Origin of the sequence: Microvenator marinus (genome assembly GCF_007993755.1) — a bacterium.
GTDB lineage: Bacteria > Myxococcota_A > Bradymonadia > Bradymonadales > Bradymonadaceae > Allomicrovenator > Allomicrovenator marinus.
The window spans coordinates 4182416-4203468 of sequence record NZ_CP042467.1 but is presented as its reverse complement, the minus strand read 5'-3'; the positions used below and the strand labels follow the sequence as shown (position 1 = coordinate 4203468).

The 21053-nt window shown below is 56.9% G+C and carries 13 protein-coding genes and 1 pseudogene; 6 read left to right on the top strand and 8 right to left on the bottom strand.

All coding sequences use genetic code 11. The features are described 5' to 3' along the window. The first annotated feature begins 34 nt into the window (after positions 1-34). From FRD01_RS17355 to FRD01_RS17335, 5 genes are all read left to right on the top strand, one after another. On the top strand, positions 35-964 hold the full coding sequence (locus FRD01_RS17355; protein WP_146961872.1) for a hypothetical protein: 930 nt from the start codon (positions 35-37) through the stop codon (positions 962-964). 4 nt (positions 965-968) lie between these two features. After that, entirely contained in the window at positions 969-1358 is a 390-nt protein-coding gene (locus tag FRD01_RS17350) for a hypothetical protein (RefSeq protein WP_146961870.1), read from the top strand. Further along, positions 1355-2551 carry a patatin-like phospholipase family protein gene (locus FRD01_RS17345; RefSeq protein ID WP_146961868.1) on the top strand — a complete coding sequence of 399 codons (1197 nt, stop codon included), beginning with the start codon at positions 1355-1357 and terminating at the stop codon, positions 2549-2551. Before FRD01_RS17350 ends, FRD01_RS17345 begins: the two co-directional genes overlap by 4 nt. A gap of 89 nt (positions 2552-2640) precedes the next feature. After that, positions 2641-6078 (top strand): hypothetical protein, encoded by a 3438-nt coding sequence (locus tag FRD01_RS17340; protein ID WP_249755705.1) that lies wholly within the window; start codon positions 2641-2643, stop codon positions 6076-6078. Positions 6079-6108: 30 nt separating this feature from the next. Continuing rightward, a complete protein-coding gene (locus FRD01_RS17335; protein WP_146961865.1) occupies positions 6109-6423 on the top strand; it encodes a gamma-butyrobetaine hydroxylase-like domain-containing protein in 315 nt (104 codons plus the stop codon). A 1-nt stretch (position 6424) separates the two neighbouring features. Here FRD01_RS17335 and hutI read toward each other — a convergent pair whose 3' ends face one another. From hutI to FRD01_RS17320, 3 genes are read right to left on the bottom strand one after another with little or no spacing between them, the layout of a single operon-like run. Then, entirely contained in the window at positions 6425-7732 is a 1308-nt protein-coding gene (hutI, locus tag FRD01_RS17330) for an imidazolonepropionase (RefSeq protein WP_146961863.1), read from the bottom strand. Then, positions 7725-9293 carry a HEAT repeat domain-containing protein gene (locus tag FRD01_RS17325; RefSeq protein WP_146961861.1) on the bottom strand — a complete coding sequence of 523 codons (1569 nt, stop codon included), beginning with the start codon at positions 9291-9293 and terminating at the stop codon, positions 7725-7727. Before FRD01_RS17325 ends, hutI begins: the two co-directional genes overlap by 8 nt. After that, positions 9290-10177: an alpha/beta hydrolase gene (locus FRD01_RS17320; protein WP_249755704.1), complete on the bottom strand. Its 888-nt coding sequence runs from the start codon at positions 10175-10177 to the stop codon at positions 9290-9292. The genes FRD01_RS17325 and FRD01_RS17320 overlap by 4 nt, the downstream gene beginning before the upstream one ends. A 65-nt stretch (positions 10178-10242) precedes the next feature. Here FRD01_RS17320 and FRD01_RS25020 point away from each other — a divergent pair. After that, positions 10243-11850 (top strand): annotated as a pseudogene (locus tag FRD01_RS25020) (serine/threonine-protein kinase); the annotation flags it as partial. Between the two features lie 1703 nt (positions 11851-13553). On the opposite strand, the gene FRD01_RS17310 reads toward FRD01_RS25020, so the two are convergent. The 5 genes from FRD01_RS17310 to FRD01_RS17290 all read right to left on the bottom strand — a co-directional run bounded on the left by FRD01_RS17310 (position 13554) and on the right by FRD01_RS17290 (position 21045). Further along, positions 13554-15602: a class I SAM-dependent rRNA methyltransferase gene (locus FRD01_RS17310; RefSeq protein ID WP_146961855.1), complete on the bottom strand. Its 2049-nt coding sequence runs from the start codon at positions 15600-15602 to the stop codon at positions 13554-13556. Beyond that, positions 15599-16777: a serine hydrolase domain-containing protein gene (locus tag FRD01_RS17305; protein WP_146961853.1), complete on the bottom strand. Its 1179-nt coding sequence runs from the start codon at positions 16775-16777 to the stop codon at positions 15599-15601. The genes FRD01_RS17310 and FRD01_RS17305 overlap by 4 nt, the downstream gene beginning before the upstream one ends. Beyond that, positions 16774-18411, bottom strand: coding sequence for a peptide chain release factor 3 (locus tag FRD01_RS17300; protein ID WP_146961851.1), 1638 nt, complete (start codon positions 18409-18411; stop codon positions 16774-16776). The genes FRD01_RS17305 and FRD01_RS17300 overlap by 4 nt, the downstream gene beginning before the upstream one ends. A gap of 74 nt (positions 18412-18485) precedes the next feature. Beyond that, on the bottom strand, positions 18486-19439 hold the full coding sequence (locus FRD01_RS17295) for an NAD-dependent epimerase/dehydratase family protein (protein ID WP_146961849.1): 954 nt from the start codon (positions 19437-19439) through the stop codon (positions 18486-18488). 43 nt (positions 19440-19482) lie between these two features. Next, the gene (locus FRD01_RS17290) at positions 19483-21045 is read right to left on the bottom strand and encodes an ABC transporter permease (protein ID WP_146961847.1); all 1563 of its coding nucleotides are present in this window, start codon (positions 21043-21045) and stop codon (positions 19483-19485) included. Positions 21046-21053: the final 8 nt, after the last annotated feature.

The window sequence follows — 21053 nt, the reverse complement described above, 5'->3', positions numbered from 1 at the left end:
AAGAGTTTCGCATTCGCAAGTTGAGGCGTCGACTATGAAAATCAATTTGGACGTTGAATACGCCTGGCGCTTTGGGAATGCGTGGACGGCCGACGCCAGAATGCAGGCATTTATGGAGCGTTGGACTCATATTGGCGGCCTGATTCCCGCGGAGAGACGCCCGGCGTCGTGGGGGCTAGATCCGCGGCTCGGGGATGACGTGGAGTTGGCGCGGAAGGTGAACTCGAAGGTCTTTTCATGGGAGCTGGCTGAACGACTCGGGGTGGGGCTCAACGGGTCTTGCCTGGTGCATTCTCTGGACGAAATCCGGGAGCTCGATCACAACCACGCGTGGCTTATCAAGCATCCACTGGGCGTGAGTGGCCGAGAGAGGGTTTCGATGATCGGCGGTGAGCCTGCCCAGGCGGCGCAATGGAAGTGGCTTGAGGATGCGCTCAGAGAAGGGCCGTTGGTGGCCGAGCCAAAGGTCGAGATTGAAGAGGAATGGTCGGTCCATTTTGCGATTGGTTCGGACGTTGAGTACTTGGGAAGTGTGGGACTTTTGACCGATTCTCATGGTCAACATCGTGGGCATCGGCTTGATATTGAGGCGCCGAAAGCCGCCGTTGAGCTTTCGTTGAAAGTCGCCGAAGAGTTGAAAGAGGTAGGATGGAAGGGTCCGGTCAGCGTGGACGGTTTTCACGGAAAAATCGGGCAAACTTCGGTCTTCAGACCTCTCTCTGAAATCAACGCCCGTGTTACATTTGGGAGGCTTGCCGTGGAGCTCAAGCGTTGGGTTCCAACTGGCAATGTGATCTGGTGGCATCCTTCCGCGAGCCGGATTCGTCAGGAGAGCATCGTATTTGAGAGCCTAGAACAGATTTCGCCAGCATCTGGACCTGGGTTTTGGAGACTACCAGAGGAAGTTGACCCTGCGGGCCGCACACAAACGCTACTCGTCAACGAGGGCTCTCTCGGGATTTGATTGTATGAACGTCGTCAGTCTAAGGAACTTTAAGATCTCGGGAATCTTCCTTTTGTGTTTAGCATGTACGGCAACCGAATCTTTACCGCACACCGAGGGTGGGCGGGCGTTTGGGCCGATAGGTGACCTGCAAATCCTCTGGTTCGCCGACACCAATACGCAGCCCTTGACGACGAACAAAGGACGCACAAACCTCGTCCCACAGAGCAAGATTCTTTATGACGTTCAGGCGCTGATTCAAGAGTTGGGACACTCGAATATTCAGGTGCGGGTTGAAGACCAGATCGTGGAAATCAGTGGCGACCTCAATGAGGCCGAATCCTTACTCTTGGTGAACGAGCTCAAAGGTGTTTTTGGCGTGCGTGATGTACAGATACGAGAGGAGGCCATGTGAGTGAACGTGCGGTAGTGCTATCGGGAGGTGGTGCTCGTGGTGCCTACGCAGCGGGGGTTCTGCGCTATATCATCGAGAAACTAGAGGCCGACCTCGGACACGTGCCACGCATGGACATCCTTTGCGGGTCGAGTGTTGGTGCCATTAACGCCGCTTGGGTCGCCTCCACCATCGACCAACCCGAGTACTCCGGGACTCGCCTCTGGAGTCTCTGGCACCGAATGCGTATCGAGGAAGCCATCGTGGTCTCCGGCGCGAATATCGTCACGATGCTGAGTCAGCTCTTGCGCGATACCCCCGTCGAGCTTCCCGCGGGCCAAACCCTTTCGCTTTTAAACACCAAATTCTTTGTGGACCTGATTCGAAATGAACTTCCACTTGGAGCCATCGAGAAGAATATCTCGGCGGGGCTTTTGGACACCCTGACGGTCACAGCCACCGAGGTACATTCTGGGCGCGCGACGACCTTCGTGCAAACCCATCAGGACCGGCTTCCTGCCTGGACGCGCGACCCGCGCCGGCGTGCGATTGCGCGGGAGATCACCAGTGATATTGTGCTCGCGAGCGCAGCTATCCCGGTGCTTTTCCCATCGGTGAAGATCGGCAAACGTTGGTACTTTGACGGGGGACTGAGGCAGAACACGCCAATCGCCCCGGCCATCCGCATGGGGGCGGAAAAAGTCCTGGTGATTAGCCTGAAGACCGATGCCGAGCGACTCGAGTCCGAGATCGACCAGGCACAGGCACCATCGGTGAGCATGTTGCTCGGCAAAATGATGAACGCCCTATTGCTAGACCCGCTCGACTACGATTTGGCGTATTTGGAGCGTATCAACAACCTGCTTGAGCGTGGCACCGAGGCGTTTGGCGACTCCTTTCAAGACACACTGAATCAGGTGATCGAGGCGCACCGCGGCCAACCCTACCGTCCGATCGAGCCCCTTCTCTTGAAGCCGAGCATGGACCTCGGACGACTCGCCGCGGATATTGCCGGTCGCCTCAGCGACGACACGTGGGGCTCAAGGATCCTTCGAATGATGGGCGAGCGCGCCATAGACCTTGAATATCGCGAGAGCGACTTCATGAGTTATCTGCTCTTTGAAAGTGAGTATACGGGAGCCCTCCTTGAGCTTGGCTGGTCGGACGCGCAATGCAAGCACGACGCACTTGTCGAATTCTTTCAGGACAAATAGGTGCGGACTTTTGAACCTGCCAAAGATCGAGTAAGGTCGTTGTCTCCTATAGAGCTCGGGATTCTATGTTGAATCGACCGAAATTCGCAGTGAACGAAAATTTCACGTTGGTGGCGCGCGAACAAGGCCATCGTGAGTTGGTGATCTACCGTTTGGGTGACGGAGAAGTAGCAGAAGAGCTGGTGCGAACTGAAGTCCCAGGCCTATCGCTGATGGCCCTTATGTTCAGGGCCGAAGACGAACTGGTCTTGCTGACAAAAGACGGCCGGCTCGTCGCTATGAAGCTTGTGATTTCTGAGGAATCTGAGGCGAGCCTTGAAGAGCTCTGGACGCATGAGTTCAAAGCCGAGATCACCTGCGCCGACACACGCAACGCCGGTGCCCATACCGAGATTCTATGCGGGGACCAACGTGGCTTCGTGTTTTTGGTGGACATTGAGAACGAGCCGGTTTGGGCACTCGGACACGCACATCGCGACGCCATTGTTTCAGTGTATTTTGACCATCACCGAAACCGCTTTGTTTCGACCGGTCGAGACCGCCTGATCCAGATTTGGACGACGAGTTCCCAAACACTGGAAAACGCGGAAACCGGCGAGATTAGCCCGCAGGACGTACTCGGTTTCTTCGATGTTCCGGAGGGACCTGACGGCGAGAAGAGCGAAGTCACGAGTGATGACGTTCTGGAATTTTTCTCAATGGCAATTTCCGACCATAAAGAGGCGGAAGCGCCTGCAAAACCTTCGGCTCCGCCGCTCCTCAAGCCCGAGATCACCCTCGAAGGCCTTGAAGGTTGGGCCCTCGCAGCCCGTTTTTCGAGCGATGGAAACCGCCTTGTGACCGGCGGCATGGATAACGGCGTTTATCTCTGGGATCTGAGCACAAGGACCTTGATCAGCGCGCAGTTCGCGCATTTTGGTTGGGTTGTTGACGTGGAGTTTAGTCCCGATGACTCGCTGATCGTCAGTGCGTCGTGGGACAATACCATCGGCATGTTTGACGGCCACACGCTTGAGGCTCGGGTCTGTCTTGAGTTCCATAAGGACTACGTTTCGGACCTGCAGTTCATCGGGTCGGAAACTCTGGTTTCCGCAGGGTACGACCGCCAACTAGGATTTTGGAATTGGCGAGTACCTGAGCTTGAAAAGGGCTTGATCGCGCACGCGGATTGGATCGAAGCGCTCGCGCCTTTTGGTCAAGGCGTACTAAGTGTGTCGAGCGACGGCACGATGCGTACGTGGTCGCTATCTGCAGAACCGATCAAACACTTTGGGACCGACACTTCCGCGGGCATCGAGCTTGGGGACGCGGTGACGTTTGACGAATACGTAGACGCGCCGAAACGTGAATGGGCGAGCGCCGAAGCGGCCAAACCAAGTGTGAGCTACCGAGACTTGAGGACGAGTGGGTTTTCTCAGACCCGCTCGGGAACAGCGCTTTCTATGCTCGAGTCGGCTGTGGGCAGCGCACCTGATCCGATTGAAGAGTTGCCGCCGATTGAGGAGGCCGAAGCTGGCCACGGATTTGACCAACCATCCAGCGGTACTCAAACCACCTTCAAGGCGTTGGGACCGGAGAATTCTGCACCTGAGCCCGAGCCTCTGCCGGAACCACCTGCGCCGGAGCCCGAGCCTCTGCCGGAACCACCAACCGATCTTCATGAGGACACACCCGTTCAAGAGGAGGCGATTCCCGCAGCGGCAGTTGCAGAAGCCCCTAAACCAAGGCTCCCGACATTGCCTAAGATTGGGGCCATCCCAAAACCCAAACGGGCCGACCAAGACGAGTCCACCCCGAGCTCGCCTCCCGGCCGAATTGTGGTGGACACGCCCTCATCTAAACCTATGGCAGAGCCCGAAGAAGTTGGAGATGAGGTGTCTTTTGGTGGTGTGCCCGTGGACCCAAAGAGCACCATGTTCATCGGGGCATCGTTCGTTAAGAAGGCAGAGCCCAAAGTGGAGCCCGCAGCAGAGCACGAGGAGCCGAGCTCTCAGCTGCCTTCACCGGGAATCGGAGACGGGGAGTCGATTGCGTTCCCGATGCCTGGCCGACCCGTGGAACAGGAAGAGTCGAACCCACGGGTTACCGCATTCGGTTTTGGACCCATGCTCAAAGGCTTTCAAGAGCCAACGACGCCTGCAGAACCGAGCGAAGCGGGGGCGCTAAGTCATGAAGAGTCCGACCCAGTTGTTGATTTGGATCAGCTGGAAGTCGAACCTCCACCGGATTTCGATCTCGATATTGAGTCAGGCCCGATTGAAGATGTCTCGTTGAGTGCGGCCGACCGAGCGATTCTAGACGCGGGCAAGGATGCGTCAGTAAATCAAAATGACCGCACACCGATCGCGTTTCTGCACACCAATCCTGTGCCTGACGACGGCTTCGTCCCTATGGAGCGTGGCGAGTTTGAGCCGCCCGACGAGATGGTGGCCAACGTCAGTGCACTTTTTGAGCGCGTCCGCACCGAGACATCACGCACCAAAGTTGATGAACCAGAAGAGCTCGGTGCCTCTACATCCATGTTAGATGCGATGGAGGAGATGGCTGAAGAACTTCGAGAGCCGCCGAAGGTCTTTGACGTTCAGGCCGCCGAGCTTTTTTCAAAACGCCCGTCGAAACCGAGTGCCCAGGCATCGGGAATTATACGGCGCCGAAAGCGCCACGAGACCTTGAGTTTTGTGGAGAAGTTCAAGATTCGCACACCTCACGAGTGGGTCTACGCAGTGGCTATCCATCCCGATGGAGATAGTTTTGCGAGCTGTGGCGGAGACAATAGCGTGTGTATTTGGAGCTCGACCGGCGCGCTAAAACAGAAGCTCCGCGTTGACTCCACCGGCCTCAATGCCCTTGGTTTTAGCCCCGACGGAACTATGCTCGCCGCGGCCGGGGACGAAGGCGTAGTGCACCTTTGGTTGCTCTCTCAGGCCAATGGCGGCGTCCGGCACGCAAAGCTTGAAGGGCACACTTCGTGGGTCACGGACCTCGTGTTTAGTGCCGATTCGCGCATCTTGCTTTCAAGCTCGTATGACGGCGTTGTTCGCGTGTGGAACCTCGAGTCCGGGACCACGCTCAACATCTATCAGGGCCATCAAGGCCCGGTCGCAGGGCTTGCCCACTTTGCCGGGAAAACACTGACCGCGGGGCATGACGGCACCGTGCGCGTTTGGAACGAACAGGGCCTTCAGATCGATATCTTTGATGGGTTCGATATGGTTCTCGATTGCGCGATGAGTCCCACCACGATGGCCTGGAGTGTGGCGAACGGAGAAACGTATATCGCGACCGACGGTCAGGCGCGCCCACTCTTAAGACATCGTGGTCAGGCGCGTGCCATGTGCCTCAGGGAAGATGGAACCCTCTTGAGTGCTGGCGAGGATGGGTTCGTGATGGTCTACGATAAAGGGGCCTCGGAGCCGCATCAGTCTTTCCGACTAAACACCGCGATTTGGTCGATCACAGCTCATAAGTCGTACCTCTTGGTGGGTGCTGATGATGGCGCGATCCACGTATATGGCGTAGATACCTAGTCGTCTCGAGTCTTAATTCAGGAGGCCCCAATGGGCTCTACACCTCATCCAACCGAAGTCGAATATCTAAGTGCATCTGGCGAGCTGCGCGTGCTTTTTAGCGATGGCTATGAAGTGAAGTTTTCCTCGGAAAAGCTTCGTGGTTACTGCCCTTGTGCGCATTGTCAGGGGCATAGTGGCGGTCCTCTGAAGTGGAACCCAATCCGGACACCGCTGGCGGCCCAGATCCGCGATGTGAGCGCTGTAGGTAACTACGGCATGTGCATCGCCTTTGAAGACGGGCACGACACCGGAATTTACGCATTTGATGTGCTTCGAGACGAGAAATCGGTTTACGCCGGCTAACCTACTCTTCGATATCCTGATCGTCAGTCCAATACACAAACTCTCCGTTAGCCACGACGGCTTCGGTATGATTCGTGCCGAAGTGGTAGGGGATTACGGAGAAGTCTGGGACGTTGAACATGGCGAGGTTTGCTCGCAAACCCGGCCGTAGACGACCGATATCCTCACGGCGAAGCGCCTTGGCAGCACCTATGGTGACGGCTCTCAGGGCTTCACCTGGAGACATCTTGTAGAGGGTACAGGCCAGCGTGGTCATGAGCGCGATATCTTGGGTCATGGCGCTCCCCGGATTAAAATCCGTTGAAAGCGCAACTTCGCACCCTGCCTCGAGGATCTCACGCGCTTTGGCCATATGTCCGGTGGTCCCGAGGAAGAGGTTCACGGCCGGCATCAACACAGCCACAACATCGGCTTTGGCCATCTGCTCGAAGACCTCAGAAGGCGTAAATTCCAAGTGGTCTGCACTCGCGCAACCGATTTCAGCGGCCAAACGCGCGGCGTTCGCATCAGTCAATTCGTCGGCGTGGATTCGAGGGATGAGGCCATGTTCGCGACCCGCGAGCAAAATCTCGCGTGATTCTGCGGCGTCAAATGCTCCCCGATCGCAGAAGACATCGCAGTAGCGCGCGAGCTCCTCTTCGGCCACTTTCGGAATCATCTCGTTGATCACGAGGTCGATATACGCCCGCCTATCCGACTGGTATTTCTTGGGAATCGCGTGTGCACCGAGGAACGTACCCACGAGCTCGGTCGGGACATGAGGCTGAACATTCTTGACTGCTCGAAGCATTTTGAGCTCGTCCTGAGTGGAAAGCCCGTATCCACTCTTGATCTCCAAACAGGTCACACCGCGCCGCAAGAAGTCCAAAACTCGCGGAACCAGAAGGTCTTCGAGCTCACGTTGAGACGTGCGCCCAAGCCGCGCGGCAGTCTCGAGAATTCCGCCGCCTGCCTCAAGGATTTCCACATAAGGCCGGCCCGCATTTCTTAGCGCAAACTCGGCAGCCCGATGCCCGGAAAATACGCTATGCGTGTGGCATTCCACCCACCCGGGCGTGACCACCAGGGACTCCATGACCGGAATATCGCGTTTTGCGCCGGCTGGCCGCTCGGACCAGGGACCGACAAAGGTCATCACACCATTTTCCACGAGGATACAGGCGTCTTCAATGAGCCCGAGGATCTCGTGATCGCGGTCCACAATACGCGTGGGATCCCAGTGATGCAGGGCCTCGGCGTGCTCAGGCATGGTGAGCGCCTGTGCCGCATGAACAACAAAAGTCTGAGGGTCTACGCCAAAATCACTCATCTACGGGTCCATTCGTGGAATTGGAGGGGCTCGCGACTGGCGCGGCGCCCGATTGTGCGGCACGCCACATGCCGGCCGCACTCATAAGCCGAATCACGTAAAGATCGGCATTGAAATACACCCTAAACAGGCGTTGGTAGTCCATATGGTTCTCACGAACCTGGAACTCGATAAATGCGTAGCGCGTAGGGTCGTCGAACTTTCGGTCGAGCTCGGCAATCGCCTTGTCGTCGAGCGGCTCAACGGTAAGTGCAAGCAGATATGCGGCGAGCGGGGCACGCTCTTCGTGACCCTCGTCGGCAATCTTCTGAAGCTCAGGCTTGATCGGGATGATGATGTCGTTGGCCTCTTGTTGGGTCACGATCACGTCGCGAAGAATCTTGAGCGTGCGGTCGACCTCGGAGGTGCGTTGAAGCGCCGACGAGAGTTCTTTGGTCCATGCGTCTTTGAACTTGGTTCTCAAGAGCTCGGAAATTCGCTTTTGGGTGGCAAACGGCGCGCCACTCATAGCCCGAATCAAGGCCTCGGGCGACGCGTCTGCGCGCTGTGCATAGAGTTCAATCGCTCGATTTCGCACGTCATTTCGCGAATCTTGCATTGCAACGCGAAGGGAAATCTCACTTTCTTCGGACGGGCTCTTCGCCAGCGCATTTAGGATTCGGACGGTCTCCTGAATGGTTGCCCCTTTGAGATATTTTTGCGAATCGGCAATCGTGGATTCTTCGCCAAGGGCCGTCAGTCCAAGAGTCGCGCATTTAACAAGCTCGGGCTCAACGCGCTCGACGGGCACACCTAAACTGGTGTCGTTTAGGATCTCAGAATTCCTCTCGAGCAATGAGGTGAAATGCTCTTTTGCCGCCTGAGCTCCTGCGCCCACAAGCACGTAACAAGCCTGGGTTCGCTCCTCCAACGAGACATCGCCTCGCGAAAAGATCTTCACAAAGGTCTCCGCTCGGTCGGCCTGCCCTACCTCCAAGAATTTCTCTAGTGCACGGGCGGCCAGAATTGGGTCATCCAGATTCATGAACCGAGCGAGTTCGGGATAGAGCGAGCGCTCAAGGTATTGGGTCTTGGACTCCGCGATCGCCGAGTCTATGCGGTTGATATAGCCTTGTTCAAATGCGATCCGCCTGACTTCCTCGTCTGGAGAACGGATAGCGCGGCCAATTAGCTCGCGCTGCACCGGCTCAGGCGCATGCTCGAGAGTCGCACTGAGCACGGCGAGCCTCTCAGGGCCGCTCGTCTCGTTGAACATCTGAAGAGCCAACGACCTCGCCTCGGCGTGATTATTGGCGAGTAGAACTCTGAGTGCGGCTACCCGCACCATGGCGGAGCTATCTTTGAGCCGCCCTTCGGCAAAATTGTTGAAAGCCGGATCCTTCAAGAGCTCCAAGACCCGCATGGTTTCTGCCCGAACGTACGGATCGGTGGGGTGTTCAGCTCCAGATTGCAGCACCTTAAAAATCTCGTTTCGAACCTGGTCATCGAGCGCAGGGCCTTCTTCCTCACAGCCCATGGAAACGATCAATCCGATAACGAGAACAAGGTGCCAGAACTTCATGTCAACCTCTCTTCCATCCAGTCTACCAGAGTCTGGACATGCTCGGGCCACGAATCCTCGTTCAGAATTTCATGGAAGAGCTCTGGGAACGCCTCGAAATGCCGGTCGTGCGTGCCGCACTCGTGATAGATCGCCTCGGCATCATGCGGGTCGGCTAGCGCATCGGCCCCGGCGACTAAGAAAATCACAGGCTTCTCGATCTGCCGAGCCCGGGCTCTCAAGTCTCCCTGAGCCGCTTTAGTCTCCGTGAACCAACGCGCGGTGGCTTTGCTTAGGACCAATGGGTCTTTGCGATACGTATCCACGACCTCTTGCCGATGCGAGAGCACCTCCGCATCCAACCCCGTGGGAATCGCGAGCGATGGCCAAACACGGCTCATCGCCCTGCCCAGCACGGCCTTCGGGAGCGGCACATGTACTTTAAATCCACAGAACGGGCTTGTGACCATATATCCCTTGATTCTGGGATTCTTGTTTTGCAGTGCGTGCCTCAAGGTGATGAGGCCACCGTTTGAGTGACCCAAACAAAAGATTGGGCGCTCGCTCTCTTCGGCCAGTTTGTTGACCAACATATCCATGTCTCGGACGTAGTCATCGTAGGCCAGGACGTGTCCTCGAATGCCTGCGCTCTTGCCATGTCCACGCGCGTCTATTGCCATGACGTCAAATCCGGCACGCACAAGTGCTGCAGCAACATGGTTGTAGCGCGTAGAGTGTTCGCCGTACCCGTGCATAAGGGCAATGGACGCCTTTGCTTCGTCATTTTTGAAATGCTGCCAGAAAATATCCGTGTCATCGGACGCCTTCCAGAAACCGTCTTTTCGAGGCATTTCCTCGGGCCATTCCATGGTCGGATAAAGGTCTTCGACGTTGATTTGGGTCATTGGTCCATGCATCCTGATTAAGGTCGCGCTAAGATACCTCGATTCTAGCGGAGCGTTAAGTCTCAATGCCGGGTAGTTTTCGACTTATTGAGCTTTTGGGAGAAGGCGGGATGGGCGCGGTTTGGCGCGCCGAACACCACCCTAGCGGCTATCATGTCGCGCTAAAGGTCGTTCACGACGTCCACTCCGAGATCGGGCGTCGCGCCTTCGCGCGCGAGATTCAGTCCGTGGCAGCGCTCAATCACCGCGGCATCGTGCACATTCTGGATGTTGGAGAGGTCAAAGCAGATGACGACCGCAAACTTCCGCTGGGTGCACCATGGTTTGCGATGGAGCTTTCGGAAGGAGGCACGCTAGAAGGCCTTCAGCTGAAGTCATTTTCCGAGCTCGCGCGGGTCCTCTTTGATGTTTTCGACGCGCTCGCCTACGCTCATGCGCGCGGAATCATTCACCGCGATCTCAAACCCTCCAATATCCTTCTCAAATCAGACGACGACCACGGACTGCGCCCGATTTTGACCGATTTCGGAATTGCGCGCGCATCTAGTGATATCAATGAGGAGCGGACCTCCACCACCTCCGGCACGCCCTCGTACATGTCGCCCGAACAATTCCACGGTGACTGGCAGTCGAATGGCCCTTGGACTGACCTCTATTCGCTCGGGTGCATGATCTGGGAACTCTCTACGGGGCGCGTTCCCTTCGACGGCAAGTCGATGATCGAAATCGCCCAGAAGCACTTCACGGAACCGCTTCCGAAACTCACCCCGAGGTTTGACGTTCCGGCCGAGTTCGAACCGTGGCTTCGTCGATTGACGCATAAGAACCCGGAAGAACGCTATCGCAATGCCGCACAGGCTTCGTGGGCGCTTTACCGCATGGTGAGCCAGGATCCACGCTGGATGAAGATGTCGCGACTTAGCGCCGCCATTCATCAAAGTACGTCGGTAGCAACCTTGACACTCGATTCGATGCACACAGCCGTGAGCGACCTCAGTTCACTCGGAGAGCTTCTCACTCAGGACTCAACCGACAACAACGCGCTCGCAGTGGAAGCCCCACCGGTACCTTTTCACGTGGTCGAGGCGAGCGAAACGCACGACAAGCGCTTGTTTGGGGTTGGCCTCAACCTCTTTGGCTTGCGACAAACGCCCTTTGTGGGACGCAATCGGGAGCGAGAACTCCTCTGGGAACTCCTGCGCACGGCCACGAACTCGCCACAAAAAATCTCGATTCTGGGTGCCTCGGGAAGTGGAAAGAGCCGACTCCTCGACTGGTTTTTGACTCGAGTTCTTGAGCTTGGCTCTGGCCAAGTCATCCGGACCCGGCATTCGAAGACAGGGGGCCTCAATGAAGGACTTGTGCAGGCTCTCCGGTCCAAGCTTGGGCTCGTGGGCTACAGCGACCATATACTGAGAGATAAGGCGCAAGGGGCCATCCGTGGAATCCTGAAACGAAACGACTCGCTAATCGATGACAAACAGGTGGAGCAACGGGCCGAAGAGTTAGCGGCGCTGTTTGAGCCTGAATCCGCGCATATCAGGTTCGAGACACCGGGCGAGAGACTTGCAATCCTGAGCTGGCTAATACGCCTTATGAGTCTGGATGGCCCCATCGTGCTGGCGGTGGATGATGCGCATTGGGGCTGGGACACTCTGGCGATCGCGAACGCTCTCTTAAAGGACGAGACGCTTGGCCTCTTGGTGGTTGCGGCGAGAGAATTGGACGTCATATGCCCGCAGAGTGCCGAGCAGCTGGCGGCCTTTGAGCAAGACGCTATTCAATTAGAGCTTGGCCCTTTGAGTGATGCTGAGCACGAAGCATTTGTGAAAGCAGTCGCACCCCTTGAGCGGCGCGCTGCAGCGCGCGTTGCACAGGCGTCTCAGGGGCATCCGGGGCGCGCCGTTCAGTTTATCGAAAACCTGATTCGGGCGCATGAACTCGTACCTTCGAGTGAGGGCTATGCCCTGGCCGCGAAGTCCAACGTTTCGCGCGAATTCTCAGTCTTTTGGCCCAAGATCCAAGCTCGTCTCTTGGCCCAATATCCATCTGACAAGCGTGAAGAAGTCGAGCTCGTGATGCAAGCTGCTGGACTATTCGAGGGCGAGATTTCGATGGTCGAGTGGCGACGCCTATTGAAGGAACTGGGAATCGAAGTTGCGCCCGACGATGTAGTCTATCGGGCGGTGGCCACCGGCATCGCTGGCACCGACGGAGCCTCATGGTGGATCAAAGAACGCTCACACCGAAGTGAGTTGCTCGAGGCGTGCCGTGAATCGACCCATTGGGAGTCTATGCACCGCGCCCTTGCCCGCGCGGCCCTGCCGGCTCCGGGAGTCTCTGTACACGAGAGACGGCATACAATTCTCGACCAAGCCGGCTTGGAAGGCGAAGCCGCCGAGGAATTGCGGCTGGCCGTAGAAGAATACCTTCATCACAACGTGTACCAGCGCGCGAGCACACTGGCAGACGAGCTCGAGCGACGCCTCGCTAGATTGGGAGTGGCTCCGAATGATCCGCGGCGAGTGCGGCTGGTTACCGTCCGGTTCGAGATGCTCAGATTTACCGGTCGCGTTCGCGACATCATGGCGGCAAAGGCGGCATTCGAGCGGCACGTCGTGACTTGCCCAGACCCCATCGCGAGGGCGGACGCGTATCGCGCTCTGGCCGGGGCGCTCTTTGTGACCGGTGACCACGAGGGCGTTCTCCACTACTACGGACTCGCCGCAGAGCTTGGGCACCATGACAAAACGCTGGCCGCAAAACTCTATCATGGGGCCGGCTGGTACCATTCGAACGGGCCGAATGCAGACGAGGCTAGGGCAGCCTATAGACTCGGTATCGAGGCGGCCAAGTCTGCCAACTCAAAGCGCGAAGAGGCGTGGAACTTGGTTGGACTCGCAGAGATTGAACTGCGGGCGCTAAAGCCCGAGACAGAGGAATTGGCCTCGAGGGCTTTGGATTTGTTCGAGGAGACGGGATCTAGAACCGGAGCGGCCATGGCCTTGCAAGTCCTCGGCGATTTTGCGCGTTTTACCGGAAATCCAGACCTGGCCGAAGAGCTCCTTTTGAGATCGATTGAGATGTTGCAGCGAACCGGCTCGGTGGTGGAGTCGATGGTGCGCGGCCGACTTGGCGTTCTCTACTTTGTGACCGAGCGCAGAACAGAGGCGCTTGAGCAGGCTGAGATAGGCCGCTCTCGTTATGGAAGCCTTCTCTCACTACCGGTCCGCGTCTTTGACGATTTGCTGATCGCCGTGCTCTCTTCGGACCCGCAGCTCAGGGCGGAAGCGTGGGAGATTTCTGAGTCACTTCTCAAGAAACATGGCTTCGTTCACCCCGACGTTCCGTTGCTTCGGCAGGCCTATCTAAGTGCTCATGGCGAAGTGTAGACCCACACACCGTCAAAGGCATCGCCTTCCGGAAAGCCTGTAAGCCCCGGGTAATCGGCTGCTGCTGGCGCGTCTTCGATTCGCTCGAATTTGCCCTTCAAGGTTTGCTCCACAAACTGACGCAAAGGCTCTTTCTGCTGTTTGTCATTCCGGCAAATGAGCATCACACCACCGGGATTCAACAAGGCATGGCACTCGAGCAGGAGCTTCTCATAGTCCTTTCGAACCGACCAAAACCCAGCGCTTCCCTGTGCCGCCGTAGGCGGATCCACGATGATGCCGTCGTAGCCACCTTTAGAGCGCGCCACATACTCACGTGCATCCTCGGCGAAATTGGTGTTCAACGAGACGTCTAAGTCGTTGAGCTCCAGATTCTCTTGGAGCCAGTCGAGATAACGTTTACTCAAATCAACGCTGACCACTTCGGCACCGCAATGCGCGAGGACCACACTAAAGGCCCCCGTGTGGCAGAAAAGATTCAGCCAACGCTCGCCCGGCTTCACGGTCTCCAGAAGGCGTTTTCGGTTGTCTCGCTGGTCCGCAAAGAAGCCCACATCGATCCCTTCCCACGGCTCAAGCCAGTACTTGAGCCCGTGTTCTCGGCCAATCGTGCGGTCTCCAGGGATGACATGGTAGGCGTTGCCCTTGACCACGCGTGCCTGTGGAAGGTTCTTCTCCTGTCTTACGTCGCGCAAATGCGGGGCTTCGATAATCAAAGCCCCCGGATCGTGCTGCAGAATATTCTCGTACGCGATTCCCTTAAGGCGATTCGCTGCACCGCCGGTAATCACAGCGCGAAGCAAGGTTCCCATGCGTTCAATCTCAAGTCCCGGGAGGCCGTCTGCCTCAGCGTGAACCAGCCTGAAGACATCGGTGGTTTCCGTGTTCTTGAGCAAGTCACGACGGCGCGCAATCGCGCGATTGAGCCGATAAGTCACTTCCTCAGTAAAACTGCGGGCGAGTGAGGCGTCTCGTGTGAAATATCGCGCTGCGACCTTGCCGTGTTCTAGCAAGGCGTAGGGCCCGGGCTGCCCTTGTGGGCTAACCAATTGCACGACCGTACCCTGCTTGATGCTATCGCGGCCGCCCGTCTCTTTGTCCGCAAGCGCCCAGGGATGGCCGTCCGCCATGACCTCCAACGTCTTTCTGGAAACGGTTAATGAAGGAATTCCGTGATCGCGCCGAGCCTCTGGAAGGCTCGTCTCGCTCTGCTGCTCCAATTCCTCCGGCGCCAGAAGCTGGCCAGGCCACCAGTTCGGGGCGTTCCAAGAATGCCCAAAATCTGCCCCGTAAATAGCGGTGAGGTGCAGACGAAGCCCACCCTCAGCAATAAGTCCACCGCGCTCGCGGTCGCCCACTGCCGGGATTTCGTACCTTGCCAGAAGGTCGAGTAACGACGTCAAAGGGTCACCAGCCTTGGCTCCGGCAAAATCGGGATTGAGCTGAAGCTCAGCCAGGCCCTTTTCCTTTCGCGTGGTGCCGTAATGGACCACAAAACCGTTGTATTTGAACTCTCCTCTAGGGATCGACGGTGCGGGCGCGACAACCGTCCACGTAGTCTTGACTTCGCCCTTCATGATGGCTTCTCGAAGCCTCGTCGCATCCGCCTTAGACATCGCGATGGGCCAAGGCCCACCGCAATTGACGGGCATGTCCCAGAGCGGAAAGAACTCCTCGCGATCAACCCCCAAAAGGTCGGCCAGATAGAGCACGTGATTCATCGGGTCTGAGTGATCGGCATGTCCTACCGTGCCGATGCTCTTCTCCACCACGACCCAGCCCTCGCCACGCCCCAAATCCACCGCGTCCGGTAGTTCATAGGAAGCCTCGCTCTCGTCCGCTTCGAACTCCAGGGTCGCTCCGGCAGGTAGGCGACGGTCCGAGTGCCCCTCGGGACGCCCGTCAACCGTAGCCTTACGCGTGGAGATAATCGTGGATATCTCGGATTTGGAACCCTCAGGCCAGGCACGCTCGATGTAGTGTCTGAGGGTCGCTTGAGGTTCTTCGAAGGGTATCGTAACGGAAATTTTCATGGACTTTCTGGGTTCAAAACAGCTTCGTGAAAAGCGATGCGCAGATCGAGGATGCCGGGGTTATTTCGTGTTGGGTAGACGCGATTCGTCAGGAGCACGGCCACGGTCTCATGCGCGAGGTCGAGCCACAAGGAGGTACCGGTAAAACCGAGGTGACCGTAAGTTTTCGTTCTGGAAAAGCCACGCCCGACTGAGGTGCGCTCTCCACTTGGGGTATCCCATCCGAGCACGTGATGACCTTGAGGATGCAGGTGCTTGCGGTCCCATGCATGGGCCAAAGTCTCGGCACGTACAATGCCGGAATTGCCGTTGGAAATGGCTAGAAAATGTGCGCCAAACGCCAAGAGATCTTCCACATTCGAAAAGAGACCGGCGTGCCCACAAACACCACCTTGAATCCACGCATTTTCATCGTGCACAACGCCTTCAACACCTTTCCCCCTCGTGGGATCGGACACGCCGTGTGATTCGTCGGGTAGATGTCGAACGCGCTCAAACTCATCTAGTGACGAAAGGGCCGCGCTCGTTGAGGCGCCACGTACGGGACACCTTTCCGTTTGCACAGCCTGCAAAGGCAATTCACCATTCAAGAGATTGACGTAGCGCGTGTCTTGAAGCCCCAAAGGCTCGGAAATCTCATCCCGAACAACCTCATCTAGACTCTGCCCGAAGACTTCCTCCAGACAACGACCAAGCAGGATATAGCCGAGATCCGAATAGGCATACGCCTGCCCCGGAGGCTTTCTTCCAGATTCGAGAATATCGTGCAGTATGCGCTCTCGATTCGCCTTCATAGCGGCCAAATCAGGCTGGTGAGCTTGAACCGGAACATCGAGCTCCAGATACCACTGCCGCCAGGCATCAAGTCCAGAAGTGTGATTTAGCAGAGCATCAAGAGTGACGCCGGCCAACGCTTCAAAAACACGCCCGAGATCGTCCTCAAACCGAAGCAGCCCACGGTCATTCGCGATCATGGCCAGCGTAGCGGTGAAGAGCTTTGTGACGCTCGCAATATCAAATAGCGCCGAATCAAGACAACCCAAAGCACCCGTACGTTGCGACTTCTCGGAGTCCAAAACGCCCCACGCAAGAGCCTGGGTGACCGCTTTCAACGGAACGTCGTTCGGCCCCGTGGCCACAAAGGGCTCAAGTTGTGATTGAATCGAATCGATCAAAGGTCAAACTTTCCGTGGAGCTGCTCGAGCCCAGGTGTCCCGGGAGGGTTCGGCAAGAATCTCAAGTCGGGGTACTGACCCTTACAATAGTTCAGAGCCCAGTCATTTCTAAACAAGATGATGGGATTATCGTCTCGGTCCAAAAGTACTTTGGTGTAGTCTTGGCGCTCGAATTTTTGCTGTTCAAAGCCTTCGCCATCCACCCACCGAGCGTGCTGGAACAAAAGCGGGCGAAGCTGCACCACAGCGTTGTATTCCTTCTCGAGCCGAAACTTCAGCACCTCAAACTGCAGCTGACCCACTGCACCCACAATCGTGTCCTTCTCCCCAAGGTAGGGTTGTTTGAAGACCTGAATGGCGCCTTCTTCGGCGAGCTGGTCGAGGCCCTTGGTGAGTTGTTTGCGCTTGAGGGCGTCTTTGATTTCGACGATCGCAAAATGCTCCGGACTAAAGCGCGGGATATCCGTAAACTCCACCGCCTCACCGGTGTAAATCGTATCTCCAATCCGAAAGGTGCCCGGATCGTAAAGACCGATGATATCACCGGCATAGGCCTCTTCTACGGTCTCGCGGTCTTGCGCCATCATCGTCTGTGGATAGGCGAGTTTGATCTGGCGGTTTTCACGCGCGAGCTTCGCCTGCATATCACGCTCAAATCTGCCCGACATGATTCGGATGAACGCCAGACGGTCACGGTGTGCCGGGTTCATATTCGCCTGAATCTTGAAAACAAACCCTGAAAACTCGGGTCGGGTCGGGTCTACCTGCTTGACCCTAACTTCGTCTGGCCCCGGAGCCATCTCCACAAAGGCCTCAAGGAAAGGCTCGATACCGAAGTTCGTCATCGCCGACCCGAAGAATACAGGGGTCAGCTCACCATTTCGAACCTGTTCCAAACTGAACTCATCACCAGCAATATCCAAAAGCTCAACTTCGTCTTTGAGCTCCTGCAGACGCACAGGCCCAAGCGTATTGAGGAGCAACGGATCGTCGAGCGTAGACTCTTTGATATCAACACGAGCTTCGCCGTGGTGCCCACCCGAATCGAAAAGGAGCGCCTTCTGACCGGCGCGGTCCCAAACACCTTTGAACGCCTTACCCATGCCGATTGGCCAGTTGATCGGGTAGGACTTGATGCCGAGCAGATTCTCGATCTCCTCGAGAAGCTCAAGTGGGTTTCGCCCCTCGCGGTCCATCTTGTTGACGAACGTGAAGATCGGCAGCTTTCGCATCCGGCAAACTTTAAAGAGCTTCTCGGTCTGAGGCTCCACACCTTTCGCCACGTCAATAAGCATCACGGCCGCATCCGCAGCCGCAAGCGTACGATACGTATCTTCCGAGAAATCCGCGTGGCCTGGTGTGTCCAAAAGGTTGATCGCGTAATTCTTGTAGGGAAACTGCAGGACCGAAGAGGTCACGGAAATTCCGCGCTGCTGCTCGAGCTCCATCCAGTCCGAGACCGCATGTTTGGCGGCACGCCTCGACTTCACACTTCCCGCAAGGTGAATCGCCCCCCCGTAGAGAAGGAGCTTCTCGGTCATGGTCGTCTTACCGGCATCCGGGTGCGAGATAATCGCAAACGTACGGCGACGGTGGACTTCTTTGGCTATCTTTTTCGCGTTTGCGTCACTCATGGGGGTTCCAAGGGGCTTTGGCATGGAGCCTGAGGCTCAGGCGCGCGGAGGCTAGCAGAGACGCAACGAGGCGTCTATCTGACTTCAAACGTCTGATACCATTGCCACATCGCCTCAAGGCCAGCCTCAAGCGTGGTCTGCGGATCGTAGCCGAGCTCCGCCCTCGAAATCGTCAGGTCCGCGTTGGTGAGCGGCACATCACCGGGCTGCATCGGGAGCTTCTGAATTACGGGCTCGCGCCCAACAATCCTGCCGATAGTCGCGATGAGTTCGTCCAAGTGAACCACCCTATCGCCACCCAAATTATAGACCTTAAACCCGTCCGGCCTGTCCAAGGTCGCGATGACCCCGCTCACGATATCGTCGATATACGTGTAGTCACGAGCGGTCCTTCCATCACCAAACATCGGTACCGCCTCACCCTTCGCGATCAGGTCCATGAACTTATGCATGGCCATTTCAGGCCGCTGACGAGGTCCATAAACGGTGAAGAATCGAAGGCACGATACGTGCCCACCGTGCAAGTTAACGTGCGTCTTGGACAGGACTTCAAGCGCATATTTGCTGGCCGCGTAAGGACTGATGGGGTTGCTCACATCGTCCGTCTCGGCAAAGGGAACCTTGGTATTGTTTCCATAAACCGAAGAGCTGCTCGCCAAGACAAACCGCTCAAGCCCGGCCTTTCGCCCGAGTTCAAGCAATAGTGACGTAGCCGTGACGTTAATATCAAAATAGAGAGGCGCCTTTTCAATCGAAGGCCTGACGCCAGCAACCGCTGCCAGGTGAATGATCGCGTTGAGCTCAGGCGTGACAAGAGCGCTCATCGAATCAGCATCCCGAATATCTACTTCGTGGAACTCAAAATCCCCAAACGTCCGCGCCCACTCCAGGTTCTTTTCCTTTCGCCACCTCGGGTAGAGCGTCTCTTCAAACGCATCCACCACCACGACTTCTTCACCACGCTTCAAAAGCGCTACAAGTACCGCAGAACCAATGAATCCCGCGCCGCCCGTCAATAGAATTTTCATCCGTCATCTCCAGCTCTGATACGCCCACCGTACACACACTTCTCTATCGAGCAACCCCTGAATCCGTTCTGGGAATCAGGGCCAGGCTCGCCATGAGCAGGAGCAGGAGCACGGGAGGCGCCGCAGCGGTGAAGAAGGCCTCTTCGGTGAGCGACCAAATCCGAGTGGCGAGCGAGCCAAAATCGAGCGGACTGAGTAATAGCGTGGCTGGGAGCTCCTTGATGACCGACATAAAGACGATCAAAAACCCGGCCACGACAGCCCCTTTGAGACCTGGAATAATCACACGCGTCCACGCGCGTAAAGGAGACGAGCCGAGGCTCCTCGCCGCATCGTAGAACCTCGGGTTTTGGCCACGCAAGCCGTCTTCTACGGCCCCGAGTGCGAGTGGTAAGAAGAGCACCACGTACGCAAAAATCAGCATCGGGGCGGTCTGGTAAAATGGCCCAGCAAATCGAATCGAGAAAAAGACCAGCGATAGCGCCACCACAATGCCGGGCAGCGCGTAGCCCACGTGACTCGAGAGGTGAACCACCCTTGAAGCATGCGGGTTTCCGTGACGCTCCAAGAGTGCCGGACCAAGAGCGATGAGCACCGTAATCACGGCCGCGACGAGCCCAATCCAGAGCGTTGACCACGCGTAGGTTGCAAGCCCACCGATCTCATTTCCAAGCTTCAAGCCACGAACGAGCCAGATTCCAACCGTCAAAACCGGAAGGCCCACACCCACCGCAGTGACCAGACAGGAGAACGCGAATGCAGGCCAGCGCCAAACACCCAGCTCCACCGTGGACCATCGCTGTACAACGCCCTTTGAACTCCCCGCTTGAGACCCGCGAATGACGCGATAAACGAGCACAAAACAAATGGCTACCATGGCCAAAATCAGCGCCAGAAAGACCGCCTCGTCTTTGTCGAAAAGCGACTGATATCGCACGTAAATCACATAGCTCAGACTCTTAAATCGCAAGAGCGAAACGGCACCAAAATCACTCATCACATAGAGCGCGACCATCAACGCCCCGGCACCGATGGCACCACGAAGATTTGGCAAGACCACGGTGAAGAACGCCCGAACTGGAGACGACCCGAGACTCCTCGCCGCCTCCCAAACCCTTGAATCCATGCGCCCGAGAGCCGCCTGAAGCGGAATCAACACGTAGGGAAACGTAAAGAGGAGTGCGAGGTATGCGCCATTGAATCCATAAACCTCAGGCATCTGGATTCCGAGCGGCTCAACCACCTCCTGAATCCAACCTCTCGGCCCAGCTGCGGCCACCACCACAAATCCACTGACGTACGAAGGAACCGCCAAAGGTAGATTCAGCGCCACCCGAAAGAACTTTCGAAACGGCATGTCAGTCGCGTGGGTCAACCACGCCAGAGGAACCGCGATGACCACACAGGTTGCAGCCACGGCCAGAGCCAGTGAAAGTCCGTTCCACAACGCTTGCAGGGTGCTTGAGTCGGAGAGCACACTTGAAGCTGCCGTGTCCCAGAGCTCGAGGGCGTAGAGCGCAAGCCACCCCAAAGGCAAAAGCATGGCCAGGGCGACCATGCCACCCATTAGGTGCAAGAAGGGATGTTTGTCGTGGTGGGACTTCAAGCGGTTAA